This is a genomic window from Pseudomonas syringae, from assembly GCF_000737245.1.
In the GTDB taxonomy this organism is placed as follows: domain Bacteria; phylum Pseudomonadota; class Gammaproteobacteria; order Pseudomonadales; family Pseudomonadaceae; genus Aquipseudomonas; species Aquipseudomonas syringae_J.
Window position 1 is genome coordinate 41,283 of record NZ_JPQU01000035.1, and the last position, 20,058, is coordinate 61,340.

General features: G+C 58.3%; 17 protein-coding genes and 1 pseudogene. 8 read left to right on the forward strand and 10 right to left on the reverse strand.

Annotated features, from left to right (window positions below):
• The first annotated feature begins 23 nt into the window (after positions 1-23).
• From IV01_RS12335 to IV01_RS12325, 3 genes are all read left to right on the forward strand, one after another.
• Positions 24-1,295, forward strand: coding sequence for an OprD family porin (locus IV01_RS12335; protein ID WP_032628691.1), 1,272 nt, complete (start codon positions 24-26; stop codon positions 1,293-1,295).
• 337 nt (positions 1,296-1,632) lie between these two features.
• Positions 1,633-2,646 carry an AraC family transcriptional regulator gene (locus IV01_RS12330; RefSeq protein WP_080290302.1) on the forward strand — a complete coding sequence of 338 codons (1,014 nt, stop codon included), beginning with the start codon at positions 1,633-1,635 and terminating at the stop codon, positions 2,644-2,646.
• Positions 2,647-2,660: 14 nt separating this feature from the next.
• Complete coding sequence (locus IV01_RS12325; protein ID WP_032628722.1) at positions 2,661-3,671, forward strand: AraC family transcriptional regulator; 1,011 nt, start codon at positions 2,661-2,663, stop codon at positions 3,669-3,671.
• A 108-nt stretch (positions 3,672-3,779) separates the two neighbouring features.
• Here IV01_RS12325 and IV01_RS12320 read toward each other — a convergent pair whose 3' ends face one another.
• The 8 genes from IV01_RS12320 to IV01_RS12290 form a co-directional block, all read right to left on the reverse strand.
• Positions 3,780-5,012 carry a dienelactone hydrolase family protein gene (locus tag IV01_RS12320; RefSeq protein ID WP_032628693.1) on the reverse strand — a complete coding sequence of 411 codons (1,233 nt, stop codon included), beginning with the start codon at positions 5,010-5,012 and terminating at the stop codon, positions 3,780-3,782.
• Positions 5,013-5,084: 72 nt separating this feature from the next.
• A complete protein-coding gene (locus IV01_RS12315) occupies positions 5,085-5,897 on the reverse strand; it encodes an SDR family oxidoreductase (protein WP_032628694.1) in 813 nt (270 codons plus the stop codon).
• Positions 5,894-6,487 carry a cysteine hydrolase family protein gene (locus IV01_RS12310; RefSeq protein ID WP_032628696.1) on the reverse strand — a complete coding sequence of 198 codons (594 nt, stop codon included), beginning with the start codon at positions 6,485-6,487 and terminating at the stop codon, positions 5,894-5,896. Before IV01_RS12310 ends, IV01_RS12315 begins: the two co-directional genes overlap by 4 nt.
• Positions 6,487-7,020 (reverse strand): aromatic-ring-hydroxylating dioxygenase subunit beta, encoded by a 534-nt coding sequence (locus tag IV01_RS12305; RefSeq protein ID WP_032628698.1) that lies wholly within the window; start codon positions 7,018-7,020, stop codon positions 6,487-6,489. Before IV01_RS12305 ends, IV01_RS12310 begins: the two co-directional genes overlap by 1 nt.
• Positions 7,010-8,356 (reverse strand): aromatic ring-hydroxylating dioxygenase subunit alpha, encoded by a 1,347-nt coding sequence (locus IV01_RS12300; RefSeq protein ID WP_032628700.1) that lies wholly within the window; start codon positions 8,354-8,356, stop codon positions 7,010-7,012. Before IV01_RS12300 ends, IV01_RS12305 begins: the two co-directional genes overlap by 11 nt.
• Before the next feature lie 23 nt (positions 8,357-8,379).
• Positions 8,380-9,324, reverse strand: coding sequence for a PDR/VanB family oxidoreductase (locus IV01_RS12295; protein WP_032628701.1), 945 nt, complete (start codon positions 9,322-9,324; stop codon positions 8,380-8,382).
• Positions 9,325-9,422: 98 nt separating this feature from the next.
• Positions 9,423-10,286 (reverse strand): alpha/beta hydrolase, encoded by an 864-nt coding sequence (locus IV01_RS0125095; RefSeq protein ID WP_050507576.1) that lies wholly within the window; start codon positions 10,284-10,286, stop codon positions 9,423-9,425.
• 109 nt (positions 10,287-10,395) lie between these two features.
• A complete protein-coding gene (locus IV01_RS12290; RefSeq protein WP_032628702.1) occupies positions 10,396-11,298 on the reverse strand; it encodes a DMT family transporter in 903 nt (300 codons plus the stop codon).
• Positions 11,299-11,386: 88 nt separating this feature from the next.
• Here IV01_RS12290 and IV01_RS12285 point away from each other — a divergent pair, with 88 nt between their 5' ends.
• The 5 genes and pseudogenes from IV01_RS12285 to IV01_RS12270 all read left to right on the forward strand — a co-directional run bounded on the left by IV01_RS12285 (position 11,387) and on the right by IV01_RS12270 (position 17,338).
• Positions 11,387-11,632, forward strand: a complete 246-nt coding sequence (locus IV01_RS12285; protein WP_154232221.1) for a hypothetical protein — start codon at positions 11,387-11,389, stop codon at positions 11,630-11,632.
• A 209-nt stretch (positions 11,633-11,841) separates the two neighbouring features.
• A pseudogene (locus tag IV01_RS27475) lies at positions 11,842-12,816 on the forward strand (cache domain-containing protein); the annotation flags it as partial.
• Between the two features lie 117 nt (positions 12,817-12,933).
• Positions 12,934-13,722, forward strand: a complete 789-nt coding sequence (locus tag IV01_RS27480; protein WP_418903535.1) for a methyl-accepting chemotaxis protein — start codon at positions 12,934-12,936, stop codon at positions 13,720-13,722.
• A 316-nt stretch (positions 13,723-14,038) separates the two neighbouring features.
• A complete protein-coding gene (gene aceK, locus IV01_RS12275; RefSeq protein ID WP_032628706.1) occupies positions 14,039-15,772 on the forward strand; it encodes a bifunctional isocitrate dehydrogenase kinase/phosphatase in 1,734 nt (577 codons plus the stop codon).
• A 288-nt stretch (positions 15,773-16,060) separates the two neighbouring features.
• Positions 16,061-17,338: an aromatic amino acid transport family protein gene (locus tag IV01_RS12270; protein ID WP_032628707.1), complete on the forward strand. Its 1,278-nt coding sequence runs from the start codon at positions 16,061-16,063 to the stop codon at positions 17,336-17,338.
• Positions 17,339-17,499: 161 nt separating this feature from the next.
• Here IV01_RS12270 and IV01_RS12265 read toward each other — a convergent pair whose 3' ends face one another.
• Together IV01_RS12265 and IV01_RS12260 are read right to left on the reverse strand one after the other, a co-directional pair.
• Entirely contained in the window at positions 17,500-18,702 is a 1,203-nt protein-coding gene (locus IV01_RS12265; RefSeq protein WP_032628724.1) for an NAD(P)/FAD-dependent oxidoreductase, read from the reverse strand.
• Between the two features lie 168 nt (positions 18,703-18,870).
• Positions 18,871-19,881, reverse strand: a complete 1,011-nt coding sequence (locus tag IV01_RS12260; RefSeq protein ID WP_032628708.1) for a GlxA family transcriptional regulator — start codon at positions 19,879-19,881, stop codon at positions 18,871-18,873.
• Positions 19,882-20,058: the final 177 nt, after the last annotated feature.

Genomic DNA, 20,058 nt, shown 5'->3' on the forward strand with positions numbered 1-20,058 from the left:
ACATTAAAAATGAGGGATATGTCATGTTTCAATCGAGTACTCAAACGGGTTGGGTTGCACGTACCGTTCAAGCCGCCGGGCTGACCGGAATGCTTGCACCCATGCTGGCTCAAGCTGATTTTGTCGACGACAGCCACCTGTCTCTCGGCCTGCGCAACTTCTACATTGATCGCGATTACAAAGAAAACAACCCGGCTCATTCCCGGGTCGGCAGCTGGACACAGGGGTTTGACCTGCGATTCATCTCCGGTTATACGGACACTCCTGTGCAGTTTGGTCTGGATGCCTCGACGCAGTATGCCTATCGCCTCGATGGCGGCGGCGGGCGGGGGCCAGACAGCATCATCCCTTATGACGACAGCAAGCATCAGCAAGCCAAGGATTACGGACGCGGTGGCTTCACCGCGAAAATGCGCTATTCGAAAACCGAGCTGAAATTCGGTGAGCATCGCCCAACCTTGCCCGTGGCCTTCAATGACGACTCGCGGCAGTTGGTGACCACCTATTTCGGCACGCTGATCGAATCCAAAGAGATCGACAAACTGACCCTCACCGGTGGTCGCTTCACTGAGATCAGCAGTCGCGAATCCTCTAACAGCGAGAAAATGTATCTGTTTAACGGCCCTGATGTGAAGCGCCGCAGCGACGGGCTGAATTTCGGCGGTGCGACTTATGCCTTTACGCCGACGCTGTCGGCAACCTATTTCTATGGCCAACTGGAAGACATCTACCAGCAGCATTACTTCGGGGCGACTCATCTGGCTGATCTGGGCAATGGTTATGGCCTGAAGACCGATCTGCGCTACTTCAACAACAGTGAAGACGGCGATGCGCTCTACGGCAACATCGATAACCGATCCTACGGGGCCATGAGCACCCTGAAAAAGGGCGGACATGCGTTCGGTCTCGGCTATCAGCGCATGTTGGGCGACAGCACCTTTCCGACCCTCAACGGCTACGTACCACAGCCGTATCTGGTGAACTGGTCGGGTATCGCCTTTATCAAGCCCAACGAAAAATCCTGGCAGGCGCGCTACGACTATGACTTCGCAGCATTGGGCATTCCGGGCCTGAAATTGATGACGCGGGTGCTCAAAGGTACCGGCGTGAACCGAGGTGGCGACTTGAGCGACAGCGCTGAGATCGAGCGTAACCTGTATGTGTCTTACGTCGTGCAGAGCGGGCCATTAAAGAATCTGGGTGTGGAATTTCGCAACATCAACGCCAAGTTCAGCCATGCCAATGACTATGACGAAAACCGCCTGATCACAACCTATACCTGGAAATTCTGGTAACCCGTCAACTGGGGTAACACTGCCCGGTGATTTGCTGGGCAGCGAATACCCACACTCTCAAAACGTGCCGAAAGTGACGCCTGCCAATCGTGCCCGGCAGGCGTTAACGCACTCTTTTGCAGCGATATCCCGCCTATTTACGGGATCAAGCCAGTACCTTTCATACCGCCAAGCCGTCTGGTTTGTCCCTGAGCAGCGCACGCTATCCACTTAGTTGGCGAATCTTATCCGTATGTTGCGAACAGGCCAAAATGCTGGTTGCGCGGCATGAACATTGCTCCTCCAACACCAGCGCGCCGATAGAGCTCGCCGTCAAAATTGCCGTGGGTGCCCAGTGATGAGTATGAATTCGGATATACCTTTTCGAGACATTCGTATCGAGCGCTACGACCTGGATGGAGCGCGAAACTGGATGGCGAGTATTTGCGGGCCGCACCGCCTGCAAACCAGTACGCCGAGCCGTATCCAGTTCCTTCACAGCGGTAACGTGCTCAAGTCCATGTCAACCACGCTGGGCGTCATCGAGTATGGGACTGACGTCACGATCGGTATCGAGGATGTCGAGCGCCTGAACTGCTACAGCCTGAGCCTGCCTCTGAGTGGTGAGCAGGAACTGCGCAAAGAGGGGCGCCTGCTAGGTTCCAATCAGGACACAGGGCTGATTATTTCGCCCCACGACAGTCAGGAACTGACCATCGGTGGCGACTGCCGCAAAGTGCAGGTAGCCATCACCCGTGCCGCGATGCGCAAGACTCTTGAGGACATGTTGCAGCGGCCCCTGGATACCCCGCTTTGCTTCGAGCCGGTGATGGACGCTGTCAATGGTGCGTCGGCCTCCTGGTGGCGCATGGCGCGTTACTTTATCGGCGAGCTGGACCGCAGCCGCGAGCTCTACGACCAGACTTTCTTCACTCGGGATATTGAAAGCTCGTTGATCAAGGGGCTTATCTTTGCCCAGCCCAACAACTATTCCGATGAGTTGCGCGAGGTGCTGGGAGTCAGGCTGCCTCACTACTTGATCCGCGCCAAACAGTACATCCACGACAACGCTCGTGAAGTGCTGCACTTGGAGGATATCGAAGCGGCGGCCGGCGTCTCGCGCTTCAAACTGTTCGAAGGTTTCAAGAAGTACTTCGCCATGTCACCCATGGCCTATCTGAAAAAACATCGCCTGGGAGCGGTGCGCCAGGAAATCCTTGAAGACAACTCGGCCCGTAATATTTCAGTGATTGCCATGGGCTGGGGCTTCACCCACTTGGGACGCTTTTCCACTGAATACCGCAAGCTGTTCGACGAAACCCCAACGGCGACGTTACAGCGCAACGAAGCCCGCCGCTCCCGGTCGTTCTGAATATGGCCTCGATGATGCCTGTAACGGTAGCCCCGTCAGGCTCCGGGCTGGACCTTTCCGGGTTGTGTCGCACTCCGGTGTTCACCAGCCACTCGTGTCAGGAAAGTCAGCGTCTGCTGGCCCGTGAACTGGTCGAGCATGACTTAAGCTGGCGCAGCGGCCCCGTCGATACCGCACTGTTTCGAGCTGAAGCCGGCGGCTGCCAATTGTTTGTGCTGCGCTACGGCGCGGAAGTCGAAATCTGCCCGCGTCCGTTTACCGATTTTGTCCTGATGCAAATGCCGTTGCGCGGTGCGGCGAGTATTGAGTGTGATGGTCTGGCGCTTGAACTGGGGGTCGGGCAAGTCGCCGTGCTCGCACCCGATCGACAGGCGCGCCTGGTCTGGCATAACGGCTGCGAGCAACTGATGATCAAAGTCCCGCGTTGGCTTCTGGGGCAGATTCAGCGACGTCTGGTTGAGGAGGGTGGTCTATCGCCGGGCTTTGCCTTGCCCTCGATTTTCCGGCTTGATCAAGGTCAGGCGTGTATTTGGTTGCGTCTGGTCGCAGATTTACTTGAGCAGCTTTCCAGCGATGCCAGGCCTGTTCATCCGCACTGGTCACGGCATCTGCAGGAAAGCCTGCCATTGTTCCTTCTCACCCATGCGCCGCAGAGGGATGCTGGGCCGAGGGTTTTACCGGCTTCAGTTGCGCAACGTCAGGGCCGGCGCCAAGTGGATAAAATCGAAGCTTTCATGCGCAGCCGTTTGAGCGACAACCTGACACTGGCCGAATTGGCCAGCGCAGGCGGAACGAGCATTCGCACTCTCAATACACTGTGTCAGCGCTGGTATGGGCAAACCCCCATGGAGCGCCTGCGTAATCTGCGTCTGGAGTCAGCGCGCGAGTGCCTGCTGCGCCGCAGGGATCTGAGCGTCACCCAAGTAGCGCTGGAGCATGGGTTTAGCCATCTGGGCAGATTTGCCAGCTACTATCGCGAGCGTTTCGGCGAGTTGCCCAAGCAGACCGGATGCTCGACGGCTTGAAGTCAACTCCCCTGCGAGGGAGGCGAGCTTGCCCGCGAAGCAGCCTGACGCGGTGTATCTGTTTCAACGCGTCGGCTGATTTGCGGGCAAGCGTTGCCGGCGTGCTTACTACCTGGTGCTGTCCGTCCACTTCCCCATCAAGGTGTTGGAGGGCAGGCTCTCATCGAGCAGCTTGCGCGCTGTTTCCGCGCCAGCCACTGGCAGGCCGGTCGGGTCCAACAGGCCGATCTGGACCAGTACGCTGGCCTGATCCCAGTAGATGTGTTCATGGCACAACTTATCGCCACGGAACTTGATCACGCCCAGCATCGGGATCTCAACGTATTTATCAGTCGGCGCGACGTTGGGTAGCATCCAGTCGATTTCGCTGGTGTGGGTGAAGCACATCACGAATTCGTCGACTATTTGCGAAGCGCCTACAGTGCGGGAGATCGGCACCAGTTTCATGTCCGGCGGATTACCGTGAACAAAGTGATGTTGGTAAAAACGGCTCAGCTCCCGGTAGCCGACGCCGCCAGTCATGGTCGGGATGTGGTTGACGTAAGGTTCGGCGACCATGGTTGCCATGGTGGCGGGTACATCGCGAGTGCCGAACTCGTACTCGATGTGTTTTTCCCACAGCTCGGACAGATTGAAGTGCGGGCCGATTTCCTGTTTGAGCGCGGCAATGCTGCGTTCATGGGCCATCAGCGCCGCAGGCTTGTCATAGTGCATGCCGCCCAATCGTGCGAACGCATGATCAACGCCCGGATAGACGTAGATTTCCGTTTTGGGTACTGAACTCAAGCGCGCTGCGATCAGTTCTCTGGCAGTCGCATCGCAATAACCATCATCTCCAGCGAACTGCAGGACCAGACGGCCCTTGATATGCTCGGCCTCGTCGAGCAGATGTTCGATACCCATGCCGTAGTAACCCACCGAGCAGGCGACCTGTGTGCGGGTCGCGGTCAGGTAGGCCAGTTTGCCACCCATGCAAAAGCCGACAAACCCCAGTCCCTTAGAGTTCACTGCAGGCAAGCCGCGCAAGGTGTCGAAGCTGGCGTCGATGTCGTCGATGGCCTTATCAATATCAATGCGCTGAAACAGCTCAATCGCCTGGGCAAAATCAGCTTCGGTATAGCCCAGTTCGATACCCGGTTGCAGGCGCCAGAACAAGTCGGGGACCAGGGCGACGTAACCTTCTTCGGCATAGAAATCGGCAACCTGACGCATGTTGGCGTTGATGCCGAATATTTCCTGGCCTATCACTACGCCAGGCCCGGAACCACTGGCCGGTACTGCCAGGTAGCCTTTGAAACTGCCGCTACCATCTCTGGCTTGAATATCGATCATGCTGCCCATGCTTTCTCCTCGGTTTCAGGTAAAGGGTTGAAGCTTGAAAGGTCATTTCTTGCAGTCTTATGTGCCCGACGCTCAAGCCTGATCGCGCAAGCGTTCGAACCAGACCCGAGGCGAAACGCCCTGATCCGGCCCGAGAATCGAAAAACCGCCATCCACCGGGATATCCACACCGGTGATCCATGACGCACCCTGGCTGCACATGAACGCCACCACGTTGCCGACTTCTTCGCCGCGCCCTACGCGACCAAGAGGGTGAAAAGCTGCGCCGACCTTGTCAGCCACCGCCTGATCACCGCCGCTCAGGCTCGATACGCTAGGCGACCAGGTCCATGCCGGTGACACACTGAGCACCCGTATGCCCTCTGGCGCCAATGTCACTGCCAGGTTGCGGGTGAGCTGCAATAACCCTGCCTTGGATGCCGGGTACAGCGCTCGACCTGCAGCACCGAACTTGCCGCCGGTACTGCCGATGTTGATTACGGTGCTGCCAGAGCCCATATGCGCAGTCGCTTTCTGGGTAAATATCGCCGCTGAAACAAGATTGACGTTCAGGGTCTGCATCCACTGCGCGCGGTCTGACTGTAGCCCTTGATCCTGATAAATGCAGGCGTTGTTAACCAGAATGTCCAGCCGACCGAACTCCGCCAGAGTGATTGCGATGCAGCGTTCGATATCTTCGTCCAGCTCGACATCGCAGGCGCTGAACCGGCAATGCTCGCCCAGCTCCAGAGCCAGATCTGTACCGGCCTGTAGGTTGCGACCCACGAGCATGACCCTAGCACCCGCCAGCAATAATTGACGGGCGATATCGGTGCCCAGACCTTGGGTGCTGCCGGTCACGACAGCGACCTTGCCGAGTAAATCAGGTGGCGTTAAACCGTTCATGGACGTTGCTCCAGAGCAATATTGACCTCTTTTATTTCGGCAATGAGCCGCATGCTGTCCAGTGCCGCCAAGTGGCTTGCGGGACTGGCTGAGGCGCAGGCGTCGGCCAGTACCGTGACGTCGAAACCGCAGTCCACTGCGTGGCGAACCGTACTCTCCACTACCGAGTGGGTGGCGACTCCCGCCACCCACAATTGCCGGGTTTGGAGTTGGCGCAAGAGGGTGTCCAGCGACGTCCCATAGAACGCATTGATCCGCAGGTGGCTGACGATAAACTCGCGATCAGTGTCCTGTGGCTGCAACGCGTCGTGGAATTGCGCGCCCCATGATCCGTCCCGCACTGCGCCACTGGTGGCAACGGCGCGCAGAATCGGGGCGTTCTGGATCAGGTCGGCATAATCAGCACGATAGGCGACCCTCACATGAATGATCGGCCAACCCCGGCTGCGCGCTGCGGCCAGCAGTCGTTTAGCGGCGGCCATCAGGGAGTCTCGCGCCGGATCCTCGGCGCTGAGTCCCACTCGGATCCTGCCATCTGGGTGCAACACGTCGTTTTGATAGTGCAGCGCAAGCACCGTTGGTCCGTCCATCAAACGAACACCTCAAGGTTGGCGAAGACGTCATTGCAGTTAATCAGATCGACGCGCTTGAGCTGGATTTTCCAGCTGCCGTCGTCCTGAGTCGCGAGCTTGTAGGTGTAGCGCCCCGCCAACTGGCGTTGTTCCAGCCGCCACTCGCTGACCTGGAAGGTTGCGCTGATCACCAGCAAACCCTGCGGGTCGAGCCCTTCAATCATCACGTTGCCAACTAGATGCGCGGTGCGTGTGACGGGCTGTTGCGACCAGTTGCGCACGTTCTCTACCCGCCGTATGCGTACTTCGCGCAGCATCCGGTTTTCCCAAAACAGCGAGATGTGCTCGAACGGATTGTCCTGTCCGTGCTGGTGCGGCACCCAGTACATGCCCGTGTCAGTGAATAACTGGTCCCATTCCCAGAAGCGACGTTCGTCCAGCAGCCGCGCTTCGCGATAGATGAATTGTTCAAGTTCGCGCAGGGTTTCGGTCGGTACGTTGGCGGGCGTCAAATCACGAGTTGATACGTCGATCCGTTGATCAAGCAGCATGGGTGCTCTCCTTGGCAATCAGGGTGGCGGTCATGTAGTGCTTCCACGCGGCAAATTGATTGCGCATCGGTAACTCACTGGTGCCATTGGTCGAGACTGCGCCATCTTCCATTAGCTGATCGGTGCCGGCGTAGCGGTGCATGCTGACCCACTCGCCGCCCCGGGTCTGATTACCTTCCTGGCATCGGGCATAGACTTCAACGTCATCGGGCATCACGTTGGAGGACGGTGAGTTGATCACGTTGGCGTAGGTCAGCGCCCGATCAAACACGGCCTGCGGCGCACCTTTGCAGCGGAAGGTCTGGATCTCCACCATGGTCTTGTCCACCGCAATCGGGCGGATCACCCGGAACTGCATGAACACGGTATGTGGCGAGCCGCTGCCATAGATAACCGTGTTGTGGCGGTTCATGCCCAGAATGCTGCGTGCACGATCCTTGCCATAGGCCTGGCTGAGACAGTCGAAGTGCGCTTTGGAGACCTCATCGCGCTCGGCGGCAGCCGGATCAAAGATCGCCTCCATGTAGCCGTGACCGTTGTGGTAGGCGCGCAATTCAAGCTTTTCCCAGAAGTCATAAGGCTCGCCGTTGCCGTCCATGATCAGTAATTCAAAGGGCATTTCACCAATGGCCTCAGCTTCGCCACGCGCAGCGTCCACCGAAGACTCGTGGGTCACTCGGGCGTGCATGGTGTCGTGCAGGTTCTCGTAGAAGACCTTCCAGTTCGAGCGCTGCATCACTCGGAAAATGCCACCCGCTACTTCTACCTCTCCAACCGGTGAGCGATCGCACAGGTTATCGATGGAGGTGATCACGCCGCCCAGGAAAGTCTTCAGGTCCGGGCCGTAGTCGGCCTGGCTGGCGAATACGAAACCGCGATAGGTCTCGAACCTGGCCAGGCTGACCATGGAGAAATCGGGATGGGCGGGGTTGAAGCATGTGCCCTCAAAGCCGTTTTTAAGCGGCGCGGACAGGTGCTGGCCGTCCAGCTTGAAGGTCCAGGCATGGTACGGGCAGCGGAAGAACTTGCCGACGTTGCCGTCACCGTCAGCCACCAGCTTGGCGCCTTTGTGCGGGCAGCGGTTGTACAGCACATTGACTTTCTTGTCGGCGCCGCGCACCAGGATCACGTCCTGATCACCAATGCGGGTGGTGTGGTAGTCGCCAACGTTCTTCACCTGGCTCTCATGGCCTGCATAGATCCAGGCCTGACCGTAGATGCGCTCCATTTCCAGCTGGAAAAGCTGCGGGTCGGTGTAAACACTTTTGTGCACGCTGTCGTCGCGAATCAACGCGGCAATCTGTTGGTTATCAGGTACTGAGTGAGCAGAATCCATGGGTTCTCCTTGGGTGTTTGCCATTACAAATCCAACACCAGACGTGGGCTGTTGGCACGCGATACGCAGGTGCAAAAACTTCCCGAGGCGCGATCACGCTCGGACAGACAGATGTCTTGGTGTTTGGGGTCGCCTTCCAGGACCTGGGTGACGCAAACGCCGCAGTCACCCCGTCGGCAATCGAACATCGGGTCCAGACCGGCCTCGATCATTGCCTCCAGCACGCTCATGCCGCACGGGACTTGCAGGGTCACGCCACTGGCACGCAGCTCGACTTCGAAGCTGGCTTCTGCGTCGCCGGCCAGCGTGCCGATAAATAGCTCGCTGTGCAGTTGGTGTTCGGCCCAGCCCATTTCGCGAGCTTTACCCAGCACGCTATCGAGCATCGAGCGAGGCCCGCAGACATACAGATGGGTACCCGGATGGGGTGTGGCGAGGATCGTGGGTAGCGGCATGCGGCGCTGCAAATCGCCACCGCTGATCCAGCACTGGGCATTGCTCAACGCCAGGACTTCCTGGAAATAGGCCATGCGCGTTGCGTCACGGCCAGCGTAATGCAGGGTGAACGGCGAACCTTGAGCCAGCAACGCCCGAGCCATGCCAAGCATTGGCGTGATGCCGATCCCGCCTGCAATCAGGCGATAGTCCTGAGCGATTTGTTCAAGCGGGAAGTGGTTGTTTGGCCCACGGACTTGCAGCACGTCGCCGGCGACCAGACCATGCACCCAGCGCGAACCGCCACTGCTTTGCTCTTCCAGTTGCACGGCGATTTCGTAATGCGCACTGTCGGTCAGGTTGACCAACGAGTAGGCGCGCCACTGCTCACGCTCGCCAGGGACCCGCAGCTCAATATGCGCGCCGGGAGTGAAGCTCGGCAGCGGCAGATCCGAGGTGGGCACCAGCAACAATCGACGGATATGCGGGGTGAGCGCGTCGATCTGTTCGACACGCAAAGACAGACTGGGCATGCACGATTCCTGAACGGGGCGAAGTCGCCTTCGCCGTTGAAGTCGTGCTCACTGTAGGGGGACGGTCAGAGGGTAAAAAAGCCTCAACAAGCAAAGCACTATCCGTATCTTGCGAATCGCTCTGCGTGGCTGCCGGATTTATCCAGTAACTGCAGCAATGCCTTGATTTGCACGCCGTCCGCGCAGGCCAGGTCGTCTAGTAACGAGAAGTGATCCGCGCCAGGCACCGGGCAATACACCGCCCGATCACCGACGTCCGTGCAGGCCTGGGCGTACTCGTGGGACTGACGCACAAGTTCGGGCAACTCATCACCGCCCACTGTAATCAGCTGCGGCGTGCCAGTGCGAATATGCCGTTGCGGGCTATAACTGTTCACTTCCTCGGCGCTCAGTTGCAGCTTCTCGTTGAGCCAGCAGAGGCTGATGGGTTCCAGATCCATCAAGCCGCTAATGGGTAAAGAGTGAGTGATGAGCGGGTGGTGACGATGCTGCGCGGTCAGTTGTCCTCCAGCAGAATGACCGCTGAGGATCACCGGGCCTGCGCCGATGTTCAGGATCTGACGCTGTTCGGCGAGGTGATCAAGCAGCGCGCCGATCTCGTCGACGATACGGGTCATGCTGGCCTCCGGCGCGAGTGTGTACTCCGCCAGCACCACGTTGAACCCAGCCGCCAGTGGTCCGGCCGCAATGAACGCGAAATCCTCTTTAGTGCCGTTCTGCCAGTAACCGCCATGAATAAAAATCAGCGTGGGTGCATCCGAGGGGGCCGGGCTGAAGCAGTCAAAGCGTTGTCGCGGTTCGGGGCCATAAGCCAGCCCACGCTGGCAGGGATTCGTTGCATAAAGCGTCGCGCTAAGGGCCTGGAATCTGGCCATGATGCCGGGGAAGTCGCTGACAGCCTGCACATTGTTGTAGGCGCGGTCCAGTGTTGGGCGGTCCATGCCGCGAAAGAGATCACTCATCGGAAGCAGCCTTATTAAGGGACATAAATGGTCTGCGTCTTCAGGTTTGAAGACGCATCGGGCCACCTTAATCGTCAGGGTGTTGCGAAAATAGCCAGATTTTGCGCGATTAAGCGGTCGCGGTTTTGCCTCCCGCCCCAGGCCGCAACACCAACCACAACGCCACCGCAATCAGCACGCCCCCATAGACGTGCGCCATCGACAGCGGTTCGTCCAGAAACAAAGCTCCCCACAGCACACCGAACGGCGGGATCATGAAGGTCACGGTCATGGAACTGAGCGGGCCAATGCTGGTGAGCAGGCGGAAATACAGGATGTAGGCGAACGCCGTACACACCAGCCCCAGGCCCAGTAGCGACAGCCAGACGCTGACGCCGCCCCAACTGGCCGGCGGGTCAGTCAGCACCCGATAACCGAAAAATGGCAGCAACAGCAATGTTGCACCCAGCATGCTGCCCAGCGCCGAAAGACGACTGTCGAGCCCGCCTTCCTGGTCCAGCCAGCGGCGGGCGAGGTAACCCGCGAAACCATAGCAGGCAGTTGCAAGCAGGCAGGACAGGGCACCGATCAAAAGCTCGATATTGAAAGCCACAGGTCCGGCACGGGTCAGGATGCCGACGCCGAACAGGCCCAGAAATACCCCGGTGACTTTTGTCGCCGTGAGTTTTTCACTGAAGAACAATCCGCCGATCAGAACGCCCATCAAAGGGGTCATGGCATTGAAGATCGAGGAATAACCCGCTGGCAGGATCTGGGCGGCGACCGAATAAAGGGTCGCGGGCAGCCCCGAATTGATCATGCCCAATAGCATGCAAGTCTTGAGCTTGCCGCGAAAATTCCAGTCGATGCGCATCAACGCCAGAATGACCAGCAGGCCGACGGCCGCGATGGAGACCCGGAAAAACGCGGTGGGAATGGCGCCAAGCACTGGCGCGATAATGCGCATGAACAAAAAACTCGCGCCCCAGATGGCTGCGAGTAAAAACAGACGCATGATGTCGACGGGTTGCATGACGGTCCTTCCTTGGCACAAGGGCGGGAGTTTTACCGGGGAATGGAGAGGGTTGCAATATTTTGTAATGTTGTCGAGAGGCTTGCCCATGGCGCAACTCACCCATTTAAAGCCGCTCGAAGTTGTACGATCTCTATGGCAGCGTATACAAATTTTAACGATTAAAAAGTATAAGTTCCTGGCCAACTTCGGGGGATTGATAATAAATGCCGCGGCATTGGAACATCCGTTTTATTATCCTGCTCCCGTTCATCAAATACTTGTTCATGAATTGTCAGGCCCTGCCGACACACCGGTAATGGTTGCCTTGGGGCCAGCAAATGTCCATGAGTGACTGAGTACCAACGCCAGATTTTTGGCTGGATCAAAAGCTGGAAGCCTGTGTAAACGTGGCTTGCAGGCGGCTGTCAGGCTTGGCGGCTGTCGCCGGACGTAGAGAAATATTCCCTGCCATTGCGGTCCTTTGTGGATGCATGTCGCTGTTCAAGATAATTAACAAGTGCGCAAAAATTACGTGTCTTTGTTTGAAAAGGAAGTGTCGTCATGACTCTGAAGTTCCGTCATAAAATTCTGCTGGCCGCCTCGATTATTGTCGTGTTGGCATTTGCATTATTCACCCTGTACAACGATTACCTGCAGCGTACGACCCTCACTAAGAGTCTTGAGGATTCCGTCACTCAGTCGGGCAAGCTGACTGCTACCGGTATCCAGAGCTGGCTGAGCGGGCGCATTCTTCTACTGGATAACCTGGCTCAGGACGTTGCCTTCCAGGGCACCAAGACGGATCTGGGCGGGCTGGTTTCCCAACCCTCACTGACTTCCACCTTTCAGTTCACCTACATCGGTGATTCCGACGGCGCATTCACGCAGAGGCCCAATGTCGAGATGCCGGCCGGCTACGACCCGCGCAAGCGTCCTTGGTACACCTCGACCGTCGCGGCTGATAAAACCATCCTCAGCGCGCCTTACCTGGCCTCGGTAGGCGGCCTGGTGGTTACGGTTGCGAGCCCGATCAAGGTCAACGGCAAGGTGACGGGAGTGGCGGGCGGTGACTTGAGCCTCGATACCCTGGTGACTATCGTCAACTCAGTGGATTTCGGCGGGCTGGGTCATGCTTTCCTGGTCAGTGGCGACGGGCAGGTCATCGTCAGCCCGGACAAAGATCAGGTCATGAAAAACCTCAAGGAGATTTACTCGGGCCAGACCCTGACCCTGGACAAAACCTTGCGCGAGGTCACCCTGAACGGTCAGCAGCGCCTGTTGTCCTTCACCCCGATCAACGGCTTGCCGGGTGCTGACTGGTACATCGGCCTGTCCATCGACAGAGACAAGGCCTACGCGCCGCTGGCTGAATTCCGCACTTCGGCATTGATTGCCATGCTGGTGGCGGTACTGGTCATCGCTCTGTTGCTCAGCCTGTTGATCAGCGCGCTGATGCGTCCGTTGACCACCATGGGCCGTGCGATGCAGGACATCGCTCAAGGCGAGGGGGACTTGACTCGCCGCCTGACTATTCAGGGTAAAGATGAGTTCGCCGAGCTCGGCAGTTCGTTCAACCAGTTTGTCGAGCGCGTGCATGCCTCTATCAAGGAAGTGTCGTCGGCCACCTTGCTGGTGCATGACCTGTCCCAACGAGTGGAGGAGTCTTCCAACTCGTCGCTGCTGGGTTTCGACGAGCAAAGCGCCCGCACCAACAGTGTCGCAGCCGCGATCAACGAACTTGGGGCCGCTACCCAGGAGATCGCCCGCAACGCGTCGGATGCCTCGAGCCAGGCCAGCAAGGCCCGGGAGCAGGCCGATGACAGCCGGGCAGTGGTGGAAAAAACCATTCAATCCATGAGCAGCCTGTCGACCAAGATCAGTGATTCCTGCAAGCAGATCGAGACGCTCAACACCAGCACCGAAAACATCGGGCAAATCCTCGACGTGATCAAAGGCATTTCCCAGCAAACCAACCTGTTGGCGCTTAATGCCGCCATCGAGGCCGCACGGGCGGGCGAAGCTGGACGTGGTTTTGCGGTGGTAGCCGATGAGGTGCGCAACCTGGCGCATCGCACCCAGGAGTCTGCCGATCAGGTCCACACCATGATCGTCGCCTTGCAACTGGGTTCTCATGAAGCGGTCGACAACATGAACGAAAGCCAGGCCCGCAGCCTGGACAGTGTGGAAGTTGCCAATCAGGCCGGCAGTCGGCTGGTCAGCGTTACCCAGCGCATTGGCGAGATCGACGGCATGAACCAGTCGGTGGCTGCGGCCACGGAAGAGCAAACCGCCGTGGTGGAAACCCTCAATGTCGATATCAACCAGATCAACATGCTCAACCAGCAGGGTGTGGCCAACCTCAACGAAACCTTGACCGACTGCGCCGCACTGTCGCAACAGGCCGGTCGGCTCAAGCATCTGGTGGAGAGCTTCAAGATCTGAACCGTAGTTCCGGGCCTGAGTAACCCCGGACTTATGGAAGCAATCGGAGATTAAGACGGCCGCGAATGCGGCCATTACACAGACTCTGTGGGAGCAAGCTTGCTTGCGAATAGGCCGGTACATCCACAGCTAATGTTGTGAGTGTACGATTGCCTTCGCGAGCAAGCTCGCTCCCACTGAAGGGGAGCAGCATCAGCCGTACCACAATGACACACCGCCATCGCGGGCCTCGAAACCTCGTTGGGCTCCTACGGGGCCAGTCTGTTCAGCCACCCCTGCTAAGCTGCCAATACCCGCACTTTCAGAGGTTTTCCCCATGCCAAGCCCACCGTTGGCCGCCTCCATTGCCGCCACGATCCTCGCGGGCTTCGACGCTTATCGTGACCGGTTTCGACAAATCGCCGACGGTGCCCAGGCGCGCTTTGAACAGGCGCTGTGGCAAGAGGCACAGCAGGCTTCGGCCGCGCGGATCAATCTGTATGAAGAAAGGGTCAACCAGACCGGCGCCGCCTTGCGGCTGGCGTTCGACGCTGCACAGCTGCTGGATGTGAGCGCTTGGCCGCAAGTCAAAAGCGCCTACATCGAACTGATTGATGTGCGGCTGGATGATGAGCTGGCGGAAACCTGGTTCAACTCGATTTTCTGCGGACTGTTCAGTCATGACCTGATCAGCGACGGCTGCATGTTTATCCACACCACGCGCCCTTCGATGCGCCCCCACGAACGTGTCGCTCAAACCCGCCGCTATCAGACTGCCAATGACATCCCCGGCATGTTGCGGCAGATATTCAACGACTACCGTTTCGCCGTGCCCTACGCGGATCTCACCTCAGACCTGCGATCCCTGGAGTCCAGCCTGCGCGAGAGCCTGCCGGATTGGGTCTGCAAGGATCCGGCCTTGGTCGCCGAGTTGTTCGCTTCGGTGCTGTATCGCAACAAAGGGGCTTATCTGGTCGGACGGATCTTCACCCAGGATGAGCAATGGCCGCTGGTGATTGCCCTGCTGCATCCCGACAGCGGCGGGATTCGCATTGATGCGCTGATTACCGATGAGGCCGAGGTGTCGATCATCTTCTCCTTCACCCGTTCGTATTTCATGGTGGACGTGCCGGTGCCGGCAGAGTTTGTCGGCTTCCTTCAGCGCATTCTGCCGGGCAAACACATCGCGGAGCTGTACACCTCGATTGGCTTCTATAAGCATGGCAAGTCCGAGTTTTATCGCGCCCTGATCAACCACCTGGCCAGCACCGACGACCGTTTTATCATGGCCCCCGGCGTGCGCGGCATGGTGATGAGCGTGTTTACGCTGCCGGGTTTCAACACCGTATTCAAAATCATCAAGGACCGTTTTTCACCGTCCAAGAACGTTGACCGCGCCACCGTGATCGAAAAATACCGGCTGGTGAAAAGCGTCGATCGGGTAGGGCGCATGGCCGATACCCAGGAGTTCGCCGATTTTCGTTTTCCCCTGAGCAAGTTCGAGCCGGAGTGCCTGAACGAACTGTTGCAAGTAGCGGCGTCGACAGTACAAGTGGAAGGCGACACTGTATTGATCCGCCATTGCTGGACTGAACGACGCATGACGCCGTTGAACCTGTATCTGGAAAACGCCAGCGCCGCTCAGGTTCGCGAGGCCCTTGAAGACTATGGTCTGGCGATCAAACAACTGGCAGCGGCGAATATCTTCCCTGGTGACATGCTGCTCAAGAACTTCGGCGTCACCCGTCACGGCCGCGTGGTGTTCTACGACTACGACGAAATCTGCTTCCTCACCGAAGCCAACTTCCGCCGCATCCCGACCCCGCGCACCCCGGAAGACGAAATGGCCTCGGAGCCCTGGTATTCCATCGGCCCGCTGGACGTGTTCCCCGAAGAGTTTCCGCCTTTCCTGTTCGCCGACATGACCCAGCGCCGACTGTTCAACTCCCTGCATGGCGAGTTGTACGACGCCGATTACTGGAAAAGCCTTCAACAGGCGATCAGGCAGGGCAAGGTGATTGACGTGTTCCCGTATCGGCGCAAGGGGCGGATGGATCAGATGCTGACTTGATGGGACAAGCACCGCTCCCATATCAGATCGCGATTGTCTGTTGGAGCGAGGCTTGCCCGCGAAGAACGATAACGCGGCATGCCTGATACACCGCAGCGGCTGATTGGGAGGCAAGCACCGCTCCAACAGGAATTATTGCCAATCACAACCATCCCGTCCGACAACCCTTTGATTTTCAACCCCAATACACGACAATCGCGCCCCTCTTTTTCTGAGGGGACGCGAAACTGCCCGTTTATCTGCCGCGTCCCTGCCATGTTGTATTAACCGGCACGGAGATTCGACCGGATGAATGATCAGGCCAATAGCGTCGAGCAACGATTCGACGCAGCCGTCACACCTATCGCGGCATGGAGTCGTCACGACACCACCTGGATGCTCGGCTTGTTTGGTACCGCCATCGGCGCCGGCACTCTGTTTTTGCCTATCAACGCAGGCATTGGTGGTTTCTGGCCCTTGCTGGCCCTGGCGTTGCTGGCGTTCCCGATGACCTACTACGCCCATCGGGCCCTGACCCGTTTTGTATTGTCCGGGCGTGAGGGTGCGGACATTACCGAGGTGGTGGAGCAGCATTTCGGCAAAGGCGCCGGGACGATGATCACCTTGCTGTATTTCTTCGCCATCTTCCCCATTCTGCTGATCTACAGCGTGGCGCTGACCAACACCGTGGGCAGCTTTCTAGAGCACCAACTGCACATCCAGCCGCCGCCCCGAGCCTTGCTGGCGTTCGTGTTGATCCTTGGTCTGCTGGCGGTGGTGCGTTGCGGCGAGCGGTTTATCGTCAAGGCCATGAGCCTGATGGTCTACCCGTTCATCGTTGCTCTGCTGTTCCTCGCGGTATTCCTTGTTCCGCACTGGAATGGCGGCATCCTGAGCACCGCTACGACGCTGCCAGCGCCATCGGCTTTCCTGCATACCTTCTGGCTGGCGATTCCGGTGATGGTGTTCTCCTTCAATCACTCGCCGATCATCTCGGCCTTCGCCGTCGACCAGAAGCGCGTGTATGGAGATCAGGCCGAAGGCCGCAGCGCGCAGATCCTCGCCCGTGCCCACGGTCTGATGGTGGTGCTGGTGCTGTTCTTCGTGTTCAGTTGCGTGCTGACCCTGTCGCCAGCACAACTGGCCGAAGCCAAGGCGCAGAACATCTCGATCCTGTCGTACCTGGCCAACCACTTCAGCAATCCGACCATCGCCTTTGTTGCGCCACTGATTGCCTTTGTGGCGATTGCCAAATCGTTTCTCGGCCATTACATCGGCGCCAGTGAAGGCCTCAAAGGACTGGTGGCCAAGACCGGTGCGCGTCCCGCTCCGAAATTGCTGGATCGTCTGACCGCTGCCTTGATGCTGGTGGTGTGCTGGGCCGTGGCAACGCTTAACCCGAGCATCCTGGGCATGATCGAAACCCTCGGCGGGCCGATCATCACCGCGCTGCTGTTCCTGATGCCGATGTACGCCATCCACAAAGTCCCGGCCATGCGTCAATACGCGGGCAAGGCGTCCAACGTATTCGTGGTGGTTGTGGGTGTGGTATCCATGTCGGCGCTGGTTTACTCGTTGATGCAGTAACCGAAGACAGCACATCGGATACCAGTGGGAGCGAATTCATTCGCGAAGACGGGGGTACAGGCAAAGGAGATGTATCGACTGTACTGGCCTCTTCGCGAATGAATTCGCTCCCACAGAGTTGTGCTTTTTATCGACCTCCTACCGGTTCAGGCTTCAAATCCTCACGCCACCGGAATCGTCGGATCCGCCGCAGCCAACGCCGCACTTCGCTCGGCGACCGGCGGGTAGATCCAGGTGGTGTTGATGGAGGTCTTGAGCTTCTTGGCTTCGTCCTTGACCAGCTTGAGCTGGCGATCCCAACCTTCGGTATACACCGCACCCCAGGCACCCAGATCCAGGCAGGTCACGTATTTGGGCTGGCTGTAAGGCTTGCCTTCTACGCCAATCAACTCGGCGGCGACGTTGGTCCCGGCGTGCCGACCCAGAGAAATCGCGTGCTGGCAGGACATTGCAGCGTAGTTGCCCAGATCATCACTAGCGGCATAGGCCACGTCGCCTGCTGCATAAATCGCATCCTGGCCCAGCACTTTAAGATTGGCGTCCACATACAGCCGCCCTTGTGGGTCGCGTTCACCCGGTACCTGCTCGGTCAACGAGTTGGCGCGAAAGCCAATGGTCCAGATCACGGTACTTGCCTCGATGTACTCACCGCTATCGAGCGTCACACCCTTGGCATCCAGGCCTGCGACTGAAGTGCCGGCTTTCCACTCGATGCCCAGAGCATCGCAAGCCTCGACGATTGACGGGTTGATGCCTGCGCCAAATGCCGACCCGGTCGCTGCGCCGCGATCAATCACCACCACCCGTACAGCGCTGTGCTCCCCAAGGAAGGCCCGTAGACGAGCAGGCATCTCAGTCGCCGTTTCAATTCCGGTGAAACCACCTCCTGCCACGACCACAGTGTTGCGAGCAGCAGACTCGGGCTGTTGGGCCAAAGCTTTCAAATGGGTTTCCAGACGGGTTGCTGATTCGATGGTGTCGACATCGAAAGCAAACTCGGCAACCCCCGGCAGATCAGGCCGATTGACGCTGCTGCCAGTGGCCAGAACCAGACGATCATAATTGAGCCAGCCCTGCTCACCCTGGCTGGTCAGGTACTGAACGCGCTTGCCGTTCACGTCGATGTTGTCAGCCATGCCCTGGACAAAGGTGATGCCGGTCGCTTCGAACAATTGGCCCAGATCGGCTTTCATCAAATGAACGTCCGGCTCATAAAAACGCGGGCGGATCCGCAGCTCGGCTTGCGGGGCGAGCAGGGTGATTTGCACGTCGTTGCGGTCATGATTGTCCAGTAGCCGGGCGGCGGCCAGTGCGCTCCACAAACCGCCGAAACCAGCACCTAGAACCAGAATCTGTTGAGTCATGATGAATTCCATTCTTGAGTTTTCAGGGACGAGCCAACGCTGCGCAGCTCCAGTGGGAACCACGAAAGATCAACGGGGAGGGTGAGCAGCAATGGGTATCAGTAGATGGTAGAGGCGGCCGGCATTTGGCGAAACGACAAATACCCCTGATTTCCGGCCAGTCAGGGGTCAGCGTGAAAAGCGACTGCGATAGTCTCGAGGGGAAATACCCAGATGTCTCTGGAACGTCACTCGCATGCGTTCCTCATCACCAAACCCACAGGCCGCGGCGATCTGGTCGATGTTGCGCGTGGAATTTTCCAGCAGGCGTCGAGCCGCTTCCAGGCGAAAACCTTCAACGGCTTTTGCTGGCGTGCGCCCGGTTTTCTGTTTGTAGACCCGCGTGAAGTTGCGCGGACTCATGCGGGCTTTTTGCGCCAGGGTTTCGATGCTCAGATCCTGCTGATGAAGATTATCTGCAAGCCACCCATGCAGTTCGTTGAACTGTTCGCAGTCTTGAGTCTGGGATTGCAGCATTTCACTGAATTGCGCCTGGCCGCCGGGGCGCTTGAGATAGACAACCAGCTCCCGAGCGACCTGCATGGCGATGTCATGGCCGAAATCCGCTTCCACCAGGGCCAGGGCCAGGTCGATACCGGCACTCACACCTGCAGAGGTCCAGATCGCGCCTTGTCGCACGAAAATAGCGTCTTGATCGACTTCAACTTCAGGGAAGTGCATTTTGAGCATGTCACACATCGCCCAGTGGGTTGCCGCCCGCTTGCCGTTCAGCAAACCGGCCTGAGCCATGAGGAAGGTGCCGCTGCACACCGACGCAGTGCGCCGTGCTTTCAAGGATTCAACCGCGATCCAGTCGGTCAGCGGGCGGGTTTCGGACAAGGCTTTGAGGATATTCGGCGCGCCGGGCACGATCAGCGTGTCGATCTGCAGATCAGCGAATTGCAGCAACTGGGCAGTCTGCACCGCCAGTCCTTCAGCGGTTAGCATCAAGCCGCCATCCATGCTCGCGGTGTGCAATGTGTAGCCGGGCAAACCGCGCTCGCTCATGGCCTTGGTGGCCGCCCAGAACACCGTCTGCGCCCCTGTCAGATCCAGCAGACCCATATCCGGATAAGCGACAAACACCACGTTCTTCGGCGGCGGATCAACCGCGGCAGTGCAGGCAGAGGGGGTGGCCATTGGGGTGTGGTCCTGCTGGGGATTCATAGGATGGAGGCTACACGCGATGGGGGCTGGCAAACAGTGGAGTTACGATTATTGCAGGAGTTGGAACGCCGCTCACTGACACCGCGCTGTCGCGCCGCAAAGATAAGACCCGGAGCTCACGAGCAAGGCGAGGCGGCGATAGTGTATCTG

Coding starts and splice junctions, on each gene's coding strand:
- IV01_RS12300 (WP_032628700.1), bottom strand. CDS start 8,356: ATGGATTCTGCTCACTCAGTACCTGATAACCAACAGATTGCCGCGTTG.
- IV01_RS12295 (WP_032628701.1), bottom strand. CDS start 9,324: ATGCCCAGTCTGTCTTTGCGTGTCGAACAGATCGACGCGCTCACCCCG.
- IV01_RS12285 (WP_154232221.1), top strand. CDS start 11,387: ATGGCGCAACTCACCCATTTAAAGCCGCTCGAAGTTGTACGATCTCTA.
- IV01_RS12330 (WP_080290302.1), top strand. CDS start 1,633: ATGAGTATGAATTCGGATATACCTTTTCGAGACATTCGTATCGAGCGC.
- IV01_RS12270 (WP_032628707.1), top strand. CDS start 16,061: ATGAATGATCAGGCCAATAGCGTCGAGCAACGATTCGACGCAGCCGTC.
- IV01_RS12320 (WP_032628693.1), bottom strand. CDS start 5,012: ATGGGCAGCATGATCGATATTCAAGCCAGAGATGGTAGCGGCAGTTTC.
- IV01_RS12260 (WP_032628708.1), bottom strand. CDS start 19,881: ATGGCCACCCCCTCTGCCTGCACTGCCGCGGTTGATCCGCCGCCGAAG.
- IV01_RS12265 (WP_032628724.1), bottom strand. CDS start 18,702: ATGACTCAACAGATTCTGGTTCTAGGTGCTGGTTTCGGCGGTTTGTGG.
- aceK (WP_032628706.1), top strand. CDS start 14,039: ATGCCAAGCCCACCGTTGGCCGCCTCCATTGCCGCCACGATCCTCGCG.
- IV01_RS12305 (WP_032628698.1), bottom strand. CDS start 7,020: ATGCTGCTTGATCAACGGATCGACGTATCAACTCGTGATTTGACGCCC.
- IV01_RS12325 (WP_032628722.1), top strand. CDS start 2,661: ATGCCTGTAACGGTAGCCCCGTCAGGCTCCGGGCTGGACCTTTCCGGG.
- IV01_RS0125095 (WP_050507576.1), bottom strand. CDS start 10,286: ATGAGTGATCTCTTTCGCGGCATGGACCGCCCAACACTGGACCGCGCC.
- IV01_RS12315 (WP_032628694.1), bottom strand. CDS start 5,897: ATGAACGGTTTAACGCCACCTGATTTACTCGGCAAGGTCGCTGTCGTG.
- IV01_RS12335 (WP_032628691.1), top strand. CDS start 24: ATGTTTCAATCGAGTACTCAAACGGGTTGGGTTGCACGTACCGTTCAA.
- IV01_RS12310 (WP_032628696.1), bottom strand. CDS start 6,487: ATGGACGGACCAACGGTGCTTGCGCTGCACTATCAAAACGACGTGTTG.
- IV01_RS12290 (WP_032628702.1), bottom strand. CDS start 11,298: ATGCAACCCGTCGACATCATGCGTCTGTTTTTACTCGCAGCCATCTGG.